12 protein-coding genes are annotated in these 15,766 nt (G+C 46.6%); 7 read left to right on the forward strand and 5 right to left on the reverse strand.

Translation table 11 applies throughout. From position 1 onward, the window contains the following. Nucleotides 1-543 precede the first annotated feature (543 nt). From ATB78_RS05465 to ATB78_RS05475, 3 genes are all read left to right on the forward strand, one after another. Nucleotides 544-1,803: an alginate lyase family protein gene (locus ATB78_RS05465; RefSeq protein ID WP_005437089.1), complete on the forward strand. Its 1,260-nt coding sequence runs from the start codon at nt 544-546 to the stop codon at nt 1,801-1,803. A 71-nt stretch (nt 1,804-1,874) separates the two neighbouring features. Continuing rightward, on the forward strand, nt 1,875-2,591 hold the full coding sequence (locus tag ATB78_RS05470; protein WP_005437091.1) for an oligogalacturonate-specific porin KdgM family protein: 717 nt from the start codon (nt 1,875-1,877) through the stop codon (nt 2,589-2,591). A gap of 154 nt (nt 2,592-2,745) precedes the next feature. After that, nucleotides 2,746-4,194, forward strand: coding sequence for a lytic transglycosylase F (locus ATB78_RS05475; RefSeq protein ID WP_061008215.1), 1,449 nt, complete (start codon nt 2,746-2,748; stop codon nt 4,192-4,194). Nucleotides 4,195-4,298: 104 nt separating this feature from the next. Here ATB78_RS05475 and ATB78_RS05480 read toward each other — a convergent pair whose 3' ends face one another. From ATB78_RS05480 to ATB78_RS05495, 4 genes are all read right to left on the reverse strand, one after another. Then, nucleotides 4,299-5,183 (reverse strand): DMT family transporter, encoded by an 885-nt coding sequence (locus tag ATB78_RS05480; protein ID WP_054822777.1) that lies wholly within the window; start codon nt 5,181-5,183, stop codon nt 4,299-4,301. Nucleotides 5,184-5,201: 18 nt separating this feature from the next. Next, nucleotides 5,202-5,918 carry a 3'-5' exonuclease gene (locus tag ATB78_RS05485; protein WP_061008041.1) on the reverse strand — a complete coding sequence of 239 codons (717 nt, stop codon included), beginning with the start codon at nt 5,916-5,918 and terminating at the stop codon, nt 5,202-5,204. Next, the gene (locus tag ATB78_RS05490; RefSeq protein ID WP_005437104.1) at nt 5,918-7,780 is read right to left on the reverse strand and encodes a putative nucleotidyltransferase substrate binding domain-containing protein; all 1,863 of its coding nucleotides are present in this window, start codon (nt 7,778-7,780) and stop codon (nt 5,918-5,920) included. Before ATB78_RS05490 ends, ATB78_RS05485 begins: the two co-directional genes overlap by 1 nt. Before the next feature lie 173 nt (nt 7,781-7,953). Further along, the gene (locus ATB78_RS05495; RefSeq protein WP_005437106.1) at nt 7,954-8,673 is read right to left on the reverse strand and encodes a FadR/GntR family transcriptional regulator; all 720 of its coding nucleotides are present in this window, start codon (nt 8,671-8,673) and stop codon (nt 7,954-7,956) included. Between the two features lie 368 nt (nt 8,674-9,041). On the opposite strand from ATB78_RS05495, the gene ATB78_RS05500 reads away from it, so the two are divergent. From ATB78_RS05500 to ATB78_RS05515, 4 genes are all read left to right on the forward strand, one after another. Next, nucleotides 9,042-9,818: an SDR family NAD(P)-dependent oxidoreductase gene (locus ATB78_RS05500; protein ID WP_005437107.1), complete on the forward strand. Its 777-nt coding sequence runs from the start codon at nt 9,042-9,044 to the stop codon at nt 9,816-9,818. Nucleotides 9,819-9,937: 119 nt separating this feature from the next. Next, nucleotides 9,938-10,654, forward strand: coding sequence for a FadR/GntR family transcriptional regulator (locus tag ATB78_RS05505; RefSeq protein ID WP_061008042.1), 717 nt, complete (start codon nt 9,938-9,940; stop codon nt 10,652-10,654). A gap of 114 nt (nt 10,655-10,768) precedes the next feature. Further along, entirely contained in the window at nt 10,769-12,127 is a 1,359-nt protein-coding gene (locus tag ATB78_RS05510) for an MATE family efflux transporter (protein ID WP_005437109.1), read from the forward strand. A gap of 260 nt (nt 12,128-12,387) precedes the next feature. Next, a complete protein-coding gene (locus ATB78_RS05515) occupies nt 12,388-13,458 on the forward strand; it encodes a polysaccharide lyase family 7 protein (RefSeq protein WP_061008043.1) in 1,071 nt (356 codons plus the stop codon). 122 nt (nt 13,459-13,580) lie between these two features. Here the strand turns inward: ATB78_RS05515 and katG are convergent, their stop codons facing one another. Further along, nucleotides 13,581-15,761, reverse strand: coding sequence for a catalase/peroxidase HPI (gene katG / locus ATB78_RS05520; RefSeq protein ID WP_061008044.1), 2,181 nt, complete (start codon nt 15,759-15,761; stop codon nt 13,581-13,583). Between the last annotated feature and the right edge of the window lie 5 nt (nt 15,762-15,766).

A 15,766-nucleotide genomic window follows, 5' to 3' on the forward strand; every position in this document is an offset into this window, starting at 1 on the left:
CAGTATTCTTCAATGTCGAAAGTTTCACTGGTCGCATCCATCTTGTTCGCTGTACTTTGCTTCTATTCGCTATTTCTTCTACTTACTTAATTCTTCTACCCACTTATGTCTCAGCCTGACATAAGTGACCTCTGCTTATATAGCCTCGGCCTTTCTCATTTCGTCTCTATAACCAAGCGATGCTTAACCTGTTATTGGACTCTATATAGAAAAGGACAGAGCGAAAAAGTGCGCGTCAATAGCAATTTGATGTTCTGTGTCTCAAAAACCTGAAATGATTATATTGTATGACAAATAAAAGCGAACTCATTTGGTGCAAAAATATGCGGTAGAGCACATTTTTAGCCTAAATATTAAGACAATTAATGAGCCGTAAATATCGGTAATATATTTAATATCAATAAGTTAATGTAAACTTTGGTGGTTGTAACAAAGTTTGATAGCGTGGATAAATCATACAATTAGATCTAATTCACAGAACGCTCAACATCGGCTAGGTACTATATTTGTAGTATTTTAACTCAAGATATAAGGCCGATAATAATGAAACCCCTACGACCTCTACATCTAGCAACCTGCCTCAGCGCCATTCTTTTCAGTGCTAACACTCTTGCTGCAGACTTTGTGTTCCTTGATGAAGCAACGCTTGAACAAAACCGCGCTGTTTTACAGTCCGATAAAGCGAGCGATTCAATGAAAGACGCGTACGACCGTCTAATTGAAGAAGCAGAACTGGCGATGAAAGATGGCCCGTTTACGGTAACAGCGAAAGGTATGACGCCACCAAGCGGTAGCAAAAACGATTACATGAGCATCAGCCCGTACTGGTGGCCAGATGAATCGAAAGAAGATGGCCTTCCTTGGGTTCGTCACGATGGCAAAACCAACCCTGCATCGAAAACAGCTGAAACAGATTCTAAACGTATTGGTCACTTCACTCGTTCTGTTCGCGCATTAGCATTGGCTTATTACTTCAGCCAAGACGAGAAATACGCAAAACAAGGTATCGAATACGTTCGTACTTGGTTCATGAATGATGAAACTAAGATGAACCCGAACGTGAATTACGGTCAGGGCGTACCTGGTCGTGCAGAAGGTCGTCGTGGCGGCATTATTGATACACGTACTCTGGCCGATCGCATGCTGGATTCGATCGCCATCCTTTCACTTTCTCCTGCTTGGACGGATAAAGACGAACAGCAAATCACGCAATGGTACGGCGAATACCTAGATTGGTTGATTATTGATGACCTATCAGGTGGCCCGAAAGGCGAAGCTGCTGCGGCAAACAACCACGGTACATGGTATGACTTCCAAGTCGCGAGTATTGCTTACTTCTTAGGTAATGAACCTCTCGCAAAACAGATGGTTCAAAAAGGCAAGATGCGCGTAGACACTCAGTTCGAAAAAGACGGCTCTCAGCCTCATGAAATCGAACGTACTCGCGCATACCACTACCACTACTTCAGCTTAGATCCATTGGTCGGCATCGCTCAAATCGGTGACAAAGTGGGCATCGACCTATGGCACTACCAAAACAAGAAAGGTGGCTCATTAGCGCAAGGTATTCAGCTAATGGCGACTTATCAAGATCCTGCGTCTGACTGGCCATACACCGCGAAAGACAATCCACGCCGCGTAGAGCGCATGACACCGATTTACCTAAAAGCAGGTGTGGCGATGGAGAAACCTGAGTGGGTGAAACTGGCAACCGAAACTGACTTTAGCCGCTTCACAGTGAAGAAGAACTTGGCAGAAGTTTGGGCTCAGCGCGATATCGAATTGCTTTACCCAAAACAATAAAACCCTGAAAAGGGCGGCGTGTATGCGCGTCGCCACTTTGAAATACAATTTATTTACAGTGGAACATTACTATGACATCTAAAAAACAAATTGCTTTAGCGATCGCGACAACCCTTTTTGCAGGTAGCATTTCAGCCGCGTCACTAGACTTCCGTGAAGAATACAAACACGATTCAGAGCAGTGGGCAGGTCGTATCAAAATTGGTGGCAGCACAGGTAACCACTACTACGGCGTTGAAATGAAGCACACAGGTAACTTAAGCGAGCTTCAGCGTGGTGATAGCGAATTCGAATACGGCTACCACTTCAAATTTGACAACAACTGGCGTGTAACCACATCGATGCCAATTACCTTTGGTGATGAAGCTGTAACGTACAAACCTCAGGTTCGTGTTCAATACAAATTCGATTCTGGTATCACAACCAAGCTTCGCTACCGTCACGAGTTCCGTAACTACGCATCTGGTAAAACATCAACAGGTCTAGACGGCAAACAACACGACTCACTAAACGCGAGTAAAATCACAGGTAACATCGATTACAACTGGAACGCTTGGCAATTTGGTTTTGAAGCAAACTACAAAGAAGATTTCTTCAGCGATGAGTGGAAGCTAGGTAACCGCGACGGCAAGTACGAATGGGACTACAACTTTAAACTAGGCTACAAAGAGAAAGGTTGGGATTGGCGTCCATACGTAGAATTCGGTAACGTTCAATGTAACAGCTCTTGTGATGATAAAACATCACGTCAGCTACGTAGCCGTGTTGGTGTAACGTACAGCTTCTAATCCAAGCTACAAATAAATTAAGATTCTTTCCAATAGCCCGCCCCCGAAGCGGGCTATTTTTATTTCTCGAACAAGGCCAGGCTCAGACCTAAGACATGCCCTTGAGCTTTTATTGCTAAAATTATCATTAATGATTTGGCGAATGGATAAGCTCATGGTGGGTAAAATACTTTGCATCGTCTTGTGTCTTTGGTCTTTCTCTCATACCAGTGCCGCATTGGAACTGTCTCCTTTAAAGTCTGACCCCTACGTAGGTGACTTAGAGACCCTTAAGGAAAAGAAAGCCGTTCGTATTTTGGTGTCTGCTGATCTGGGTTTTTACTACATCCAAAATGGTAAGCCGAAAGGCATTATCTCTGAGCTTATTTATGAATTTGAACGCTATTTAAGGAAGAACAAAAAGGCGATCAACATTCAGGTTATTCCGGTCGCAAGAAACGAACTCATCCCCAAACTGATTGCCGGTTATGGTGACGTCATTATCGCGAATCTAACCATTACCAATGAGCGCAAAGAGCTGATTGCGTTTAGCGATCCGGTACGAGAAAACGTCTCAGAAATCATTGTTACCAACACCAGATACTCGGACATCAAAACTGTGGATGATTTAAGTGGGCTGGATGTTTGGGTGAGAGAAAGCTCGAGTTATCATAAGAGCTTAACCAAGGTAAATAACTACTTCACGATACAAAACAAACCGCTGATTAATATCTTATTTCTTGATGAGATCATGCAAGATTATGAGGTCTTAGAAATGGTCAGTGCGGGCATTATCGATATCACCGTACTTGACCGGCACAAGACGGGGATGTGGGGAAATATCTTTCCCGGCGTGGCGTTTCATAATCAAATCACCATCAGAGAAAATGCACAGATTGGATGGGGAATACGACAAGATTCGCCTCAATTAGAAGAGGCGGTGAACAAGTTCATCAAGGAAGTTCGCATAGGAACTTTGTTCGGCAATGTGGTTAATGAAAGGTATCTCGAAAACGACAAATGGTTGAGAAAGTTTCTTAATAGAGACAACGCAGTTCGTTCTAGAGAGTTGTTGGATATCTTCTATCTCTATTCACAAGAGTATCAGTTTAACCATCTATTGATGTTGGCCCAAGGTTTTCAAGAGTCCGGTTTGAACCAGAATGTGATCTCTCATATGGGAGCGGTTGGGATTATGCAAATCTTGCCCACAACCGCACGGGATAGAGCGGTAAATATCTCGAACATTTATGAAGAAGAACCAAACATTCATGCTGGCGTGAAATACATGAACTACCTAAGGAAATACTTCTTTAACGATGACAACATCAGCGAAAACGACATCATTTATTTCTGTCTTGCCGCTTACAATGCAGGGCCGGGTAACATGAGGAAGATGAGAAGAATCGCCAAAGAAAAAGGGTATGACCCTAATGTCTGGTTCGGCAATGTGGAAGTGGTGACGCGGCAATACATCGGACTTGAGCCGATACGCTACGTCAGTAACATTAACCATTACTTTATTGCCTACAAGTTGCTAGAGAGACTCAACAATCGTCGTAGTGAACTCGAACCTTACCTTCATCCACCATACAAACTCGAGACTATTAAGCTCTATTACTAACGAGAAAAGTGTTAGTGGCACAGGTATTCGCAAGATAGCTTAAGCACAATAAAAAAGAGGAGCGCTGTGCTCCTCTTGAGTATTTATTGCATTGCTTGAGACGATTAAGACACTTCTTGCGCAGTCTCTACTCGACGTTTGTTCCCCAATAAACGCTGCCAATTGAGCGGCATCATCGGCAGTACAATCAGGACGATACCGAGCGCGGTAAATAGGTCGGGTATTTCATCAAACCACATCACGCCAAACAGTGTTACAAACGCCAGTCCGGAATACTCAGCCAGTGCAATCTGGCTCGCAGGAGCACGCTTAAACGCTTTGACCACCAAGGCATGATAAGCAAGCACAAACAAGTTAATCGCGACAATCCACATCAGGTGTTGCCAGGTAATGGCTTGCCATTGAGGGTAGGCGAGCAATAGAGCGACTGGTAATGTCATTAACGTTGTCCAAAACAAGGTGCACACCAAAGGCTGCTCTTGTGGCATACGACGAATAAGGATGTTGCCCACACCGATGGCAAGCGCACTGCCGAGCGCAATGATTGCAGCCCAATGGAAATGTTCGGGACGAAGCACAATTAAGACGCCACCAAAGCCAATTAAAGTACCGAAAATCTTACCTTTGGAGGGCTTTTCTTTAAGGAAGATAACCGACAGCGGCAGCACCAATAGTGGACCGACATAAAAAATCGCATTCGCTGTCGCCAATGGCAGATGCGTGATCGCTACCATAGCGCTGGCACTGCCTATCAGAATCAATTGCGCACGCCAGAAGGTGATCCAATCGCATCCCATTTGACGCTCTCGTTTATCCAAACGAAGCCAAAGGGGTAACAGCAACACCAGACTGATTAATTGGCGAATAAAGACGTATTGAAAAGTGGGGACTTCGCCATTAAGCATTTTGAGGGAAACGTCGGAAAGAGACGCAACCAAGTTCGCCGCCACCAAAAGGAAGATGGCGCTAGAGACATCAGATTTTTTCATATTGGAATGGTTAGAGAGTTAGAGACTCAATCGATAAAGGGTACCGATGGTGGTTTTTCCTTGAGGAGTAATGCGAGTTTTTTGTGCCAACAACAGCTCTGCTGTCGCGACCGCATCCGCTAACGCATTGTGCCCGTTGTACTCAGGCAAGCCATAACGGGCGCGGGTGCCAGAGAGAGTGACATCAATTTCGTCACGAGGATTAATCGCTTTCTGTAGATGCTTTTCAATGCACATGGTGTCGAGCCAAACCAAAGGCGGTTCGCTGAGTTTAAACACCCGATGTAGATATTGATTGATGAACTGGGTTTCGACCACACACGCGTGAGCGACCAAGATCTTGCCTTCGGCAGCATGGAAAAACGCACGCATGGCATCATGGATAGAAACGCCTTCTGAGAGCATTTGCGGCGTAATATGGTTGATCACCGCGGTTTCTGGTTTGATTTGCGAATCGCTATTGATGTACATGTGCTGGCTGGTGGCCAGATCCACTTTGCCATTCGCAATGTCTACCCAACCGATCGACAAAATCAAATCTTCTTCGCTGTCTAAGCCGGTCGTTTCCAAATCCAGCACAATGTAATTGGCGTCTTGTGCAAATTGCGCCGCTTCCAGACGTGGCGTTTGAACCAGCGCTTTAATGTGATCTGGCATGGTTGTCTGTTTAACGTATTGCTCGCGCTTTCGATTCAGACGCGAGCAAGGATGAAAGTGTTCTAAGATTCGCTTCATTAACGGCTCCCAAAGCGCACTTTCGCCGCTTCTTGCAAGTCAGCAATAATTCGGAAGGCGTCTTTCAGGTGTTGGCGTTCAAAGCTACCGAACGTATTTGGGTCGATGTGGTTATTTGGCTCTTCACCGCGTTTCAGCGCTTCTAACTGATGAGCAAAACGGAACGACAAGATGAACTGGTAGGCATTCAAAATGTTCTTGTACGCATCTTCACTTAATACGCCCGCTTCATTCGCGGCTTTGAAACGCTCGTCGGTTGCCGTTAAGTCGCACTCTACCGCCAAACCGTAAATGCGTGCCAAATCGATGATCAGATTGATGGCGTATTTCTTCACATCGAGCGTCTTCTTGTTCTCCCCTGACTTCTCCAAAACCAAACTGTTGAAGATACCCAACGGTGGGTTGGTGTTCACCGCATCGTTCACAAGCATGGAGAGGAACTCACGATTGCTGCGAATGTTGGTATGCAGTTCATCTCGCAAGATGAGCTCGTAATCTTTATTGCCGTAAAGGGTACGAATTTCCAAGAACACGCTGATGTTTAGCAAGCGCTCGTACTCTGGGTTGGCCACCCATTTCTTGTAGTACTTTTTCCAAACGCTAAGAGGTTGGCACCACTTTGGCGTTGCCGCCATAAACTTGCCAGGACACAAAGGGTAATCACAGCTTGCAAGGCCGTTACTGACGATCATAGCAAGGTGTTTAAAGTAAATTCGGTCGTTCTCTGTCGCGTGGTCAGCAAGGACAATCGCGCTGTCTTGATCCGACAACATGTGGACTTCGTTACGAGCGTGAGAGCCTGCCACAATCCATGAGAACTTGCATGGTGGCGGACCAAGCTTATCAATCGCGATTTGAATCAAACGGCGCGTGTAGGCATCCATGATCATCGTCATCACTTTACCGATGACTTCTGGTGAGACGTGCCCATCCACCAAGGCTTCAAAGATCGCTTGGCGCTCTGGGGTAAAGCTCGACAGGGATTTCACGCTGCCTGCGTATTTGATTTTCTCGATCAAGAAGATGGCTTGTACACGGTGGTTTTGCACAAGGTGTGTCGTAGTCAGCACGCCGACGACCTTGTTGTTTTCCACTAATGGCAGGTTGCGAATATTGTGCTGCATCATCATCGATGCGGCATGCAAGACGAGATCATCCGGTTTGATGGTTTGCGGATCGTGCGTCATCACTTCAGAAATCGGGCGGTCAGTGCTTACCCCTTGTGCGATAACACGCTTGGTCATATCGCGGTCGGTAATCAAGCCTACGATTTTGTCGTTCTCGTAAACCACGGCGCAAGGAGAGCATTTGGTCAACATCTCGTTTGCAACGGTTTGAATTGACTGGTCGGCAGTCACCACAGCAACACGACCGCTGGCAACCTCACCAACTCGGCGAATGAACAAGCCTTTCTCTTTGTTTGACCACACCACATCCAGCGCAGATTTCAAACGAACTTGCGCTTGAGAAGCAAAGTGCTCTGCACATTCAGGGTGGGTTTCGAATAGCTTTTTAAGCGCCGAGTTGGGAATCACATAAACCAGTGAGTTCTCAATTGCGATGGCACGGTAGCCCTTCGTGCTGTCGATTTGGCTGCCAAGAAAGGTGAAACCGAAGATGTCTTCTGGCCCCAGTTTCGCTCGTAGCACACCATCGGACTTTCTTTGCTCCATGGAGCCTGTTCGTATGATGTAGAGTGACTTTTCTTGGCCTGTCACGCATTGGTCAATGACTTCACCTTTGCCAAGGTAAGTAATCTGCACGTGCGATGCGAGTTCACGTAAAGCGGGTTTTGGGATCTTGTCGAATGGGTCGACTTGCCCAATAAATTGCAGGATGTTTGGCAGCAAAGATTCAGTCATAACGCAGCACTTTAATAAATTTAATTTGTATTATTATATATCTAAATTTAATCAAAGTATCACTGAATAAGAAGTTTTTTGTGAGGACAGAGAAGATTCTGGCTAAAGCAAGAGGGGAGTAGAGACAAAAAAGCACGCGAAGGACGCGTGCTTTCAATGGTTTGTCGCTGAGCTTATTTTACTGGCGCTAAGCGGTGCTTAGAGTCTAATAAGTGATTCGCTGATGCTTGGCGCGCTTTGTCAGAGTTACCTGCCATGATTGCATCGTAAATCTGACGGTGTTCTTTGATACAAGTGCTGCCTTCTTCCGAAGAGTGCGCAATAAAGTTAACGAACATCGTCGTCAGGATATTGCCGAATGGTAGGTAGAAGTCGTTACCTGTTGCATTGAAAATCAGGCTGTGGAAGCGTGTATCCACTTCCATCCATTTTTCATGATCAAACTCTTCCGCCTCTGCAACGTCGACCATCTGTTGGAAAGTTTCAGATAATTCAATACGTTGTTCCGCAGTCGCGTGGATAGCAGCAAGTGCACATGCCTCTGGCTCGATCGCACGGCGTAAACCAAGGAATTGACCACAGAACTGGTCAGTATCAGCAAGACCGTCCATCCATTCAATCAGTTGAGGATCTAAGAAGTTCCAGTAAGCGCGGTTGATGACGCGAGTACCAACTTTAGGACGCGACTCAAGTAGGCCTTTCGACGTTAGCAATTTCACTGCTTCACGTAGTGCAGTACGGCTGATGCCAAATTGCTCACAAAGAACCATTTCGCCAGGTAGGATAGAGCCCTGAGGGAGCTTACCAGACAAAATACCACGTGCGATTTCACGCGCTACTTGCACATGAAGGCTTCGCTTAGAGCCTGAGATAGAATGAAATTCGCCAGACATAATCTTCACTTAATTACTAAATATGTATTATTTAAGCCGTACTATAGCACTCTTGCCCCCACCCACCAAGCAGATGTGAACGTAATATAAGAAGGTTCACATAACGCGTGTTTTCACTAGACACAATCAATGATTGCGTTGACTTGACTGCTTCTTCAACATCGTTTTTATCGCTATCAAGTTGTTAAATTATTCATACAAATAATAGCTTTAAAATCCTACTTGTTGTGACCCAAACCACAAATGCAACGCAAAACTGACGAATTTTGCCGGATCTCGCTCAATTGGGCGCAAATACGCTTGCGACCGAAAGATCTTATTGTATGATTTATTTTGAAAGCACGAATAACTAACATAGGTAAACCGTCATGTTTAACGATTTGAAAGGTAAGCGCGTACTTATCACTGGTTCTACGTCAGGTATGGGCCTAGCGGCGGCACGCGTGTTCGCAAAATACGGCGCGAAAATCGGCATTAACAGTCATCAAACCGGTCCTGACGCAGATGCAGCAGTGACTGAGCTAACCGCACTTGGTGGCGATGTTAAGTTTTTCCAAGCGAACCTTATGGTGACCGCAGATTGCGAAAAACTGGTTAAGGAATTTACCGATCATTTCGGTGGCATGGACGTGCTAATCAACAACGCTGGTGGTCTTGGCGGTCGTGAGAATCTAGAAAACATCGATGATGAGTTCTACAACCGCGTGATGGATCTGAACGCTCGTTCTGCGTTGATGACAACCAAATATTCAATCCCGCACCTACGTGCATCTGCAGCGGAGTCTGGTGAGACAGCATGTGTGATCAGCACTGGCTCTATCGCAGCTCGTGAAGGCGGCGGTGTTGGTGCTGGTATCTACGCGGCATCAAAAGCGTGGTTACACGACATTCATCGTAACTGGGTGAAAGAGTTCACTAAAGACAACATCCGTTTCAACATCGTTTCTCCAGGCACTATCGACACCGCATTCCACGATGGTAAATCTGACGAGTTGAAAGCAGCAATCGCAAGCGGTATCCCTATGGGTCGCTTCGGTCGAATCGAAGAAGTAGCACCAACGTTTGCTTTCTTCGCTTCACACGCATGTTCTGGTTACATCACTGGCCAAGTGCTGGATGTAAACGGCGGACAAATGGCGCCATAAGCGCTGACCTATTTCGTTTCAGACGAATACACTGACCTCAAAAAGCCAGCTTCGTCTGGCTTTTTTTGATCATTTATCAAGTGCTATGGCACTGGAAGCATAATTATAAGGAGCGTCAAATGGCAAAGTTTTCTCTTGTGGAGGATTCACACCGCAAGATCCATGTGCAAGTTGCCAGACAAATCGCCCGCAAAATACTGTCAGGTGAGCTAAACCAAAATGAAAAGCTACCCAATGAGATGGATCTCTGTGACGCGTTTGGCGTGAGTCGCACAGCATTACGCGAGTCAACCAAACTGCTCTCAGCAAAAGGGTTAATCGAGTCAAAGCCGAAAGTGGGGACGACGATTCGTGCGCGCAACCATTGGCATTTTCTCGACCCTCAACTCTTGGAGTGGATTCAAGATTTAGAAGATACCGAGCCGTTTCTGGCTCAGTTTTTGGGGCTGCGTAAAGCGATTGAACCAGAGGCTTGTGCCTTAGCGGCGAATAACGCAACAGCAGAGCAACGCAAAGAATTGTCGGTCATTTTTCAGCGTATGACCATGGCAGCCAATCGTTTCGATTATGACGATTGGACGGTCAACGACCACTTGTTCCACCAGACAATATTCCTTGCAACAGGCAATCAATTCTACATTCCGTTTAGCAATATTTTGTCGACCATCTTCAAGCAGTTTATCGATCATTCAGCTGAAGGCGGTCGATTCTGTATTGAAGAGCATCGTGCGATTTACGATGCCATTATGGCGGGGGATGGGGACCAAGCTCGCATCGCGTCGCATACATTGCTTAACGACGAAAACCAAAAACTGGCTCAGGTCGTCAACGGTTGATGAATCAACGTGTATTTGGCTTTGCCCTAACGGTGAAAGGATAGGGCAAGGCCAACGTTTAGCGGCAACGGCTGGCTTGCTAGTTGCGCTTGTGACAACTCCGAAAGGTCTACCATGTCTTCCCAACCCTATATAAGAAAAAATCTGTCCCTTGCTTGGCCATTGGCCTTGAACGCATTATTAATGCAGTCGATGTTAATGATCGACACCTTCCTTGTCTCACCACTCGGTGAAGTTTCCCTTGCTGCCATGGGTATTGCTACCACCATCGTCTCCTTTGTTTTAGGTATCCAAATGGCGTTGGCGAACGGCTCACAGTTGGTACTCAGTCGTGCAGTTGGATCTGGGCAACACCTGTCGCTGAACAAAGGTTTCTGGGCGGGCTTAATTATCAACGTTTTGGTCGCGGTTGTGTTTTGGACACTGATTACCGCCTTCGACAAAGCGTTGATCAGTAAGTTGACCGACAACGTTGCTCTGTATGCTGAAACCGAACGTTACCTCGCTGTCGCCAAGTTCATCATCATCTTCAACGCGATTACCCAAGTCATGATCGCCTTGTTTAATGCACTTGGCCGAACCAAAGTGCCGTTCAAAGGGTATTTGATTGAGCTGCCCGTCAACATGGCAATGTCGTACGTTTTGATTCATGGCTTTGCTGGTTTTGAGGGCATTGGTGTGCAAGGTGCGGCTGCAGGCAGCTTAATCGCCATCACCATTCGATTGCTGTACTTAACGCTTTGTATTCGATGGGATGATTCCATCGTCTTGTCGATTAAGAACCTAGATGCGTCACTGAAGGCTAACACGCTGAATCACTTCAAAGAGATTTTCCCCGTTGCGGCAAACGTAACCATGTTGCAAACCGGCGCGACTATCTACATGTTGTTGTACTCACAGCTGACATTGAATGCGTACGTAGCAATGACCATCGTAATGCCTTGGATCAAAGCAGGGACTCAGTTCATCACGGCGTGGGCGCATTCGTCGGCGATCACGATCAGCCAAGCGATTGGTTCACGTCAAATGGATGAGCTGCGTAAGAATGTTGATATCAGCATCGACATGGCAGTGATGATCTCATTTGTCTCTGCGGCGTTCTTCTTAGCCTTAAGTTTTGTGCTACCGGATTTATACCCAGATCTAGATCCAAGCACTTACGTTGCCCTTGCTTCTATCGCGCCGTTATACGTCTTTCTGCCGATTGTTCGTGGCTATAACACGGTACACGGTCACGTGTTACGCGCGTTGGGCAAGACCACAGAAGTCTTCAAGATCAACTTTACTGGCCAGTGGATTGTGTCCATCCCATTGTGTGCGTTGATCATTCTGCATTGGGATCTCTCTTTCTTTTGGGCGTTCGCCGTTATGCCATTTGAAGAAATAGTGAAAGCACTGCCATTTAGGCACTTGGCGCGTAAATCACTCAACGAGTTTGATCTTAAGAAAGCTGAGAAGCTTATGTATGATTAATTTGTCGTTTTTATTTTGATTTTTCGTCTAGTAAAGAGCCCTCAACGATGAGGGCTTTTTTGTCTCTATAGTTTACTGCTGAGTGTTTGGTTTAAATAACCTGCTTTTATCTATCACTTTTTCTTAAAGTTTGATCCAAGTAGAACTTGCGATGATCAAACTGTGAGCGATTTTACACACCCGATTTTCCGTTCGGTTTAATCTCTGGATTAATGATTAATATGTACGACAATAATACATAAATAAGGAAATCCAAATCCATGTGTAATAACAAAAGACTGAACAAGAATCTCCTCGCTGCCACCTTACTGACTACGTTACCAATGACCGCTTTGGCTCATAATCAGACACCTCATCCAGTGCCAGCGGATAAGTTCGACATGATGAACTGGAAAATCACCTTGCCAATGGACAAAGACAACAACGGTCGAGCGGATGAAATCGAAGGCGTGGCGATGCTCAGCTACTCCCATCACCAATTTTTCTTCTTAGATGAAAACGACAATATGGTCTTTGAAGTACCGAACATGGCCGTGACAACAAAGGGCTCAACGAATGCGCGTTCTGAGCTGCGCCAAATGGGGCGAGGCACTGATGTGGATATCAGCGTGAAAGCGCCAGAAAACAACTGGCCGATTGCTGCGCATCCTCAAGCGGAATCATTCAGCGCAGTAGGAGGAACATTAGAAGCGACGTTAAAAGTAAACCACGTTGCTACGCGCTCTAAGAATCCAGAAAAATACCCAGCGTATTCCGTCGTGGTAGGGCAGATTCATGCAGGCAAAGATCCGGCTCAGTTAGAGGCGAACACAGGGTTTGGACACGGCAATGAACCACTAAAAATCTTCTACAAGAAATGGCCAAACCATAAGGTGGGATCGGTGTTCTGGACATACGAACGCAATCTAGCGAAAGCGGATCCTGATCGTACAGACATCGCTTATCCAGTATGGGGTAATACATGGGAAAACAACACCGAGCCGGGAGACAAAGGCATCGCACTTGGTGAAGAGTTCAGCTACAGCGTAAAAGTCGAAGGCAACATGATGCAGCTTGCGTTCGAAGCCGAAGGCCACCCAACCGTGAAGTATGAACTCGACTTGAGCAATAACGTCGACGCCTATGGAAAAGTGGATAAGAAAGACTTCGCGAAAGGTTATGCGAACGAGTGGTTCTACTTTAAAGCGGGCGCTTACGGACAATGTAGCGTGAAAACTGGCGATAACTTCTGGGCGACAGGCTGTGAAGGAACGGGAGATTTCGAGACGGATAAGAAGAACGGCGATTACAGCAGTGCGACCTTCTCTGTCCTGAAGTTAAACGGCAAATAAGCCCGAAATTAGACTTCTTGCTAAAAAAATCCCTACCACGTGGTAGGGATTTTTAGTTGGTTACTAAGTTTTTGGGTATCTATGTCTATCGGTATCTATGTTTGTCTGCGTCTGGGAAAGTGTTATAGATCGAAGCGATCGTTGTTCATCACTTTCACCCAAGCTGCGACAAAGTCTTGGACAAACTTCTCTTTGTTATCGTCCTGAGCGTAAACCTCAGCGTAAGAGCGCAGTACTGAGTTGGAACCGAACACCAAGTCGACACGTGACGCTGTCCATTTGGTTTGGCCAGAAGCGCGTTCGCGGATTTCGTACTCGTTATCACCGATTGGATGCCATGTGTAGCTCATATCAGTGAGGTTAACGAAGAAATCGTTGGTCAGTGCGCCGACGTTATCGGTGAATACACCTTGGCTTGTACCACCATAATTGGTGCTAAGAACACGCATACCACCAATGAGCACCGTCATCTCGACAGCGGTCAGTTGCATCAATTGGCTTCTTTCCAATAACAGCTCTTCGGCCGTTACGACGTAATCGGATTTCAGCCAGTTGCGGAAGCCATCGTGAATTGGTTCAAGCACATCGAACGAATCGGCATCGGTCATAGCGTCCGTTGCATCCCCGCGTCCTTGGCTAAATGGTACAGAGACATTCATACCTGCGTTGGATGCCGCTTTCTCGATACCTACGCCACCCGCAAGCACAATTAAATCCGCCATACTAATTGGCGAGTTGTGTGTGGTGCGAATATCGTCGAGCACGCTCAACACTTTCTGCAATCTTTCTGGCTCGTTACCCACCCAATCTTTTTGCGGAGCAAGACGAATACGTGCGCCATTGGCACCGCCGCGACGGTCAGAGCCACGGTAAGTACGAGCGCTGTCCCATGCGGTAGAAACCAGCTCGGCTATGCTCAACTCACTATTGAGAATCGCCATCTTGAGCGCGTCGATGTTCTCTTCAGATAGGTGGTAAGAGACAGGCGGCACGGGATCTTGCCAAATCAAATCTTCTGCTGGCACATCAGGGCCGAGGTAACGAGATTTAGGGCCTAGATCGCGGTGAGTCAGCTTAAACCAAGCGCGGGCGAAGCAATCTTCGAAGTACTTAGGATCATCACGGAAACGCTCTGCAATCTTGCGGTATTCCGGATCAAACTTAAGTGCCATATCCGCATCGGTCATCATTGGGTTGCGACGGATGCTTGGGTCTTCCACATCCACCGGCATGTCTTCTTCTTTGATGTTTACTGGCTCCCACTGGGCAGCACCCGCTGGGCTCTTAGTAACCCACCAGTCGTAAGTAAACAACAAGTGGAAGTAGCCGTTATCCCATTTGGTTGGGTTAGTGGTCCACGCACCTTCCACGCCACTGGTGACGGTATCACGTCCTATGCCGCGAGAGGTTTTATTGAGCCAACCAAAGCCTTGGTCTTCGATTTCTGCGCCTTCGGGTTCAGGGCCGAGTAGGGAAGCATCACCATTACCGTGTGCTTTACCCACAGTGTGACCACCTGCGGTGAGCGCTACGGTTTCTTCATCGTTCATTGCCATACGCGCAAAGGTGACACGCATATCGTGTGCAGTTTTGATTGGGTCAGGTTTGCCATCGACCCCTTCAGGATTTACGTAAATCAGACCCATCATTACGGCTGCAAGTGGGTTTTCTAGATCGCGTTCACCAGAGTAACGATTGTTCTCGCCGCCACTTGGTTGTAACCACTCTTTTTCTGCGCCCCAGTAGATGTCTTTTTCAGGATGCCAAATGTCTTCGCGACCGCCAGCAAAACCAAACGTCTTAAAGCCCATGGATTCATAAGCCATGTTACCAGCAAGAATCATCAAATCAGCCCAAGACAATTTGTTGCCGTATTTTCTTTTGATTGGCCAAAGTAGGCGGCGTGCTTTGTCTAGGTTGCCGTTATCTGGCCAACTGTTAAGTGGAGCAAAACGCTGATTCCCTCGGCTTGCGCCACCGCGACCATCTGCAATTCTATAAGTACCCGCAGAGTGCCACGCCATACGAATCATCAAGCCACCGTAATGCCCCCAGTCTGCTGGCCACCAATCTTGGCTGTCAGTCATCAGATCTTTTAGGTCTTTTTTCACTTCCTCTAAATCGAGAGAGTTAAAAGCATCGGCATAGTTAAAATCCGCGCCCATTGGGTCGGTTTTTTGGTCGTGTTGATGAAGAATGTCGAGGTTGAGGGTTTTCGGCCACCAATTGAATTCAGCTGCCTGTTGGTTGGTATTCGCTCCATGCATGACAGGACATTTGGAGTGATTGTTTTTGTCGCTCATCTCTT

The organism is Vibrio sp. CUB2 (assembly GCF_001557945.1).
Taxonomy (GTDB): domain Bacteria; phylum Pseudomonadota; class Gammaproteobacteria; order Enterobacterales; family Vibrionaceae; genus Vibrio; species Vibrio owensii.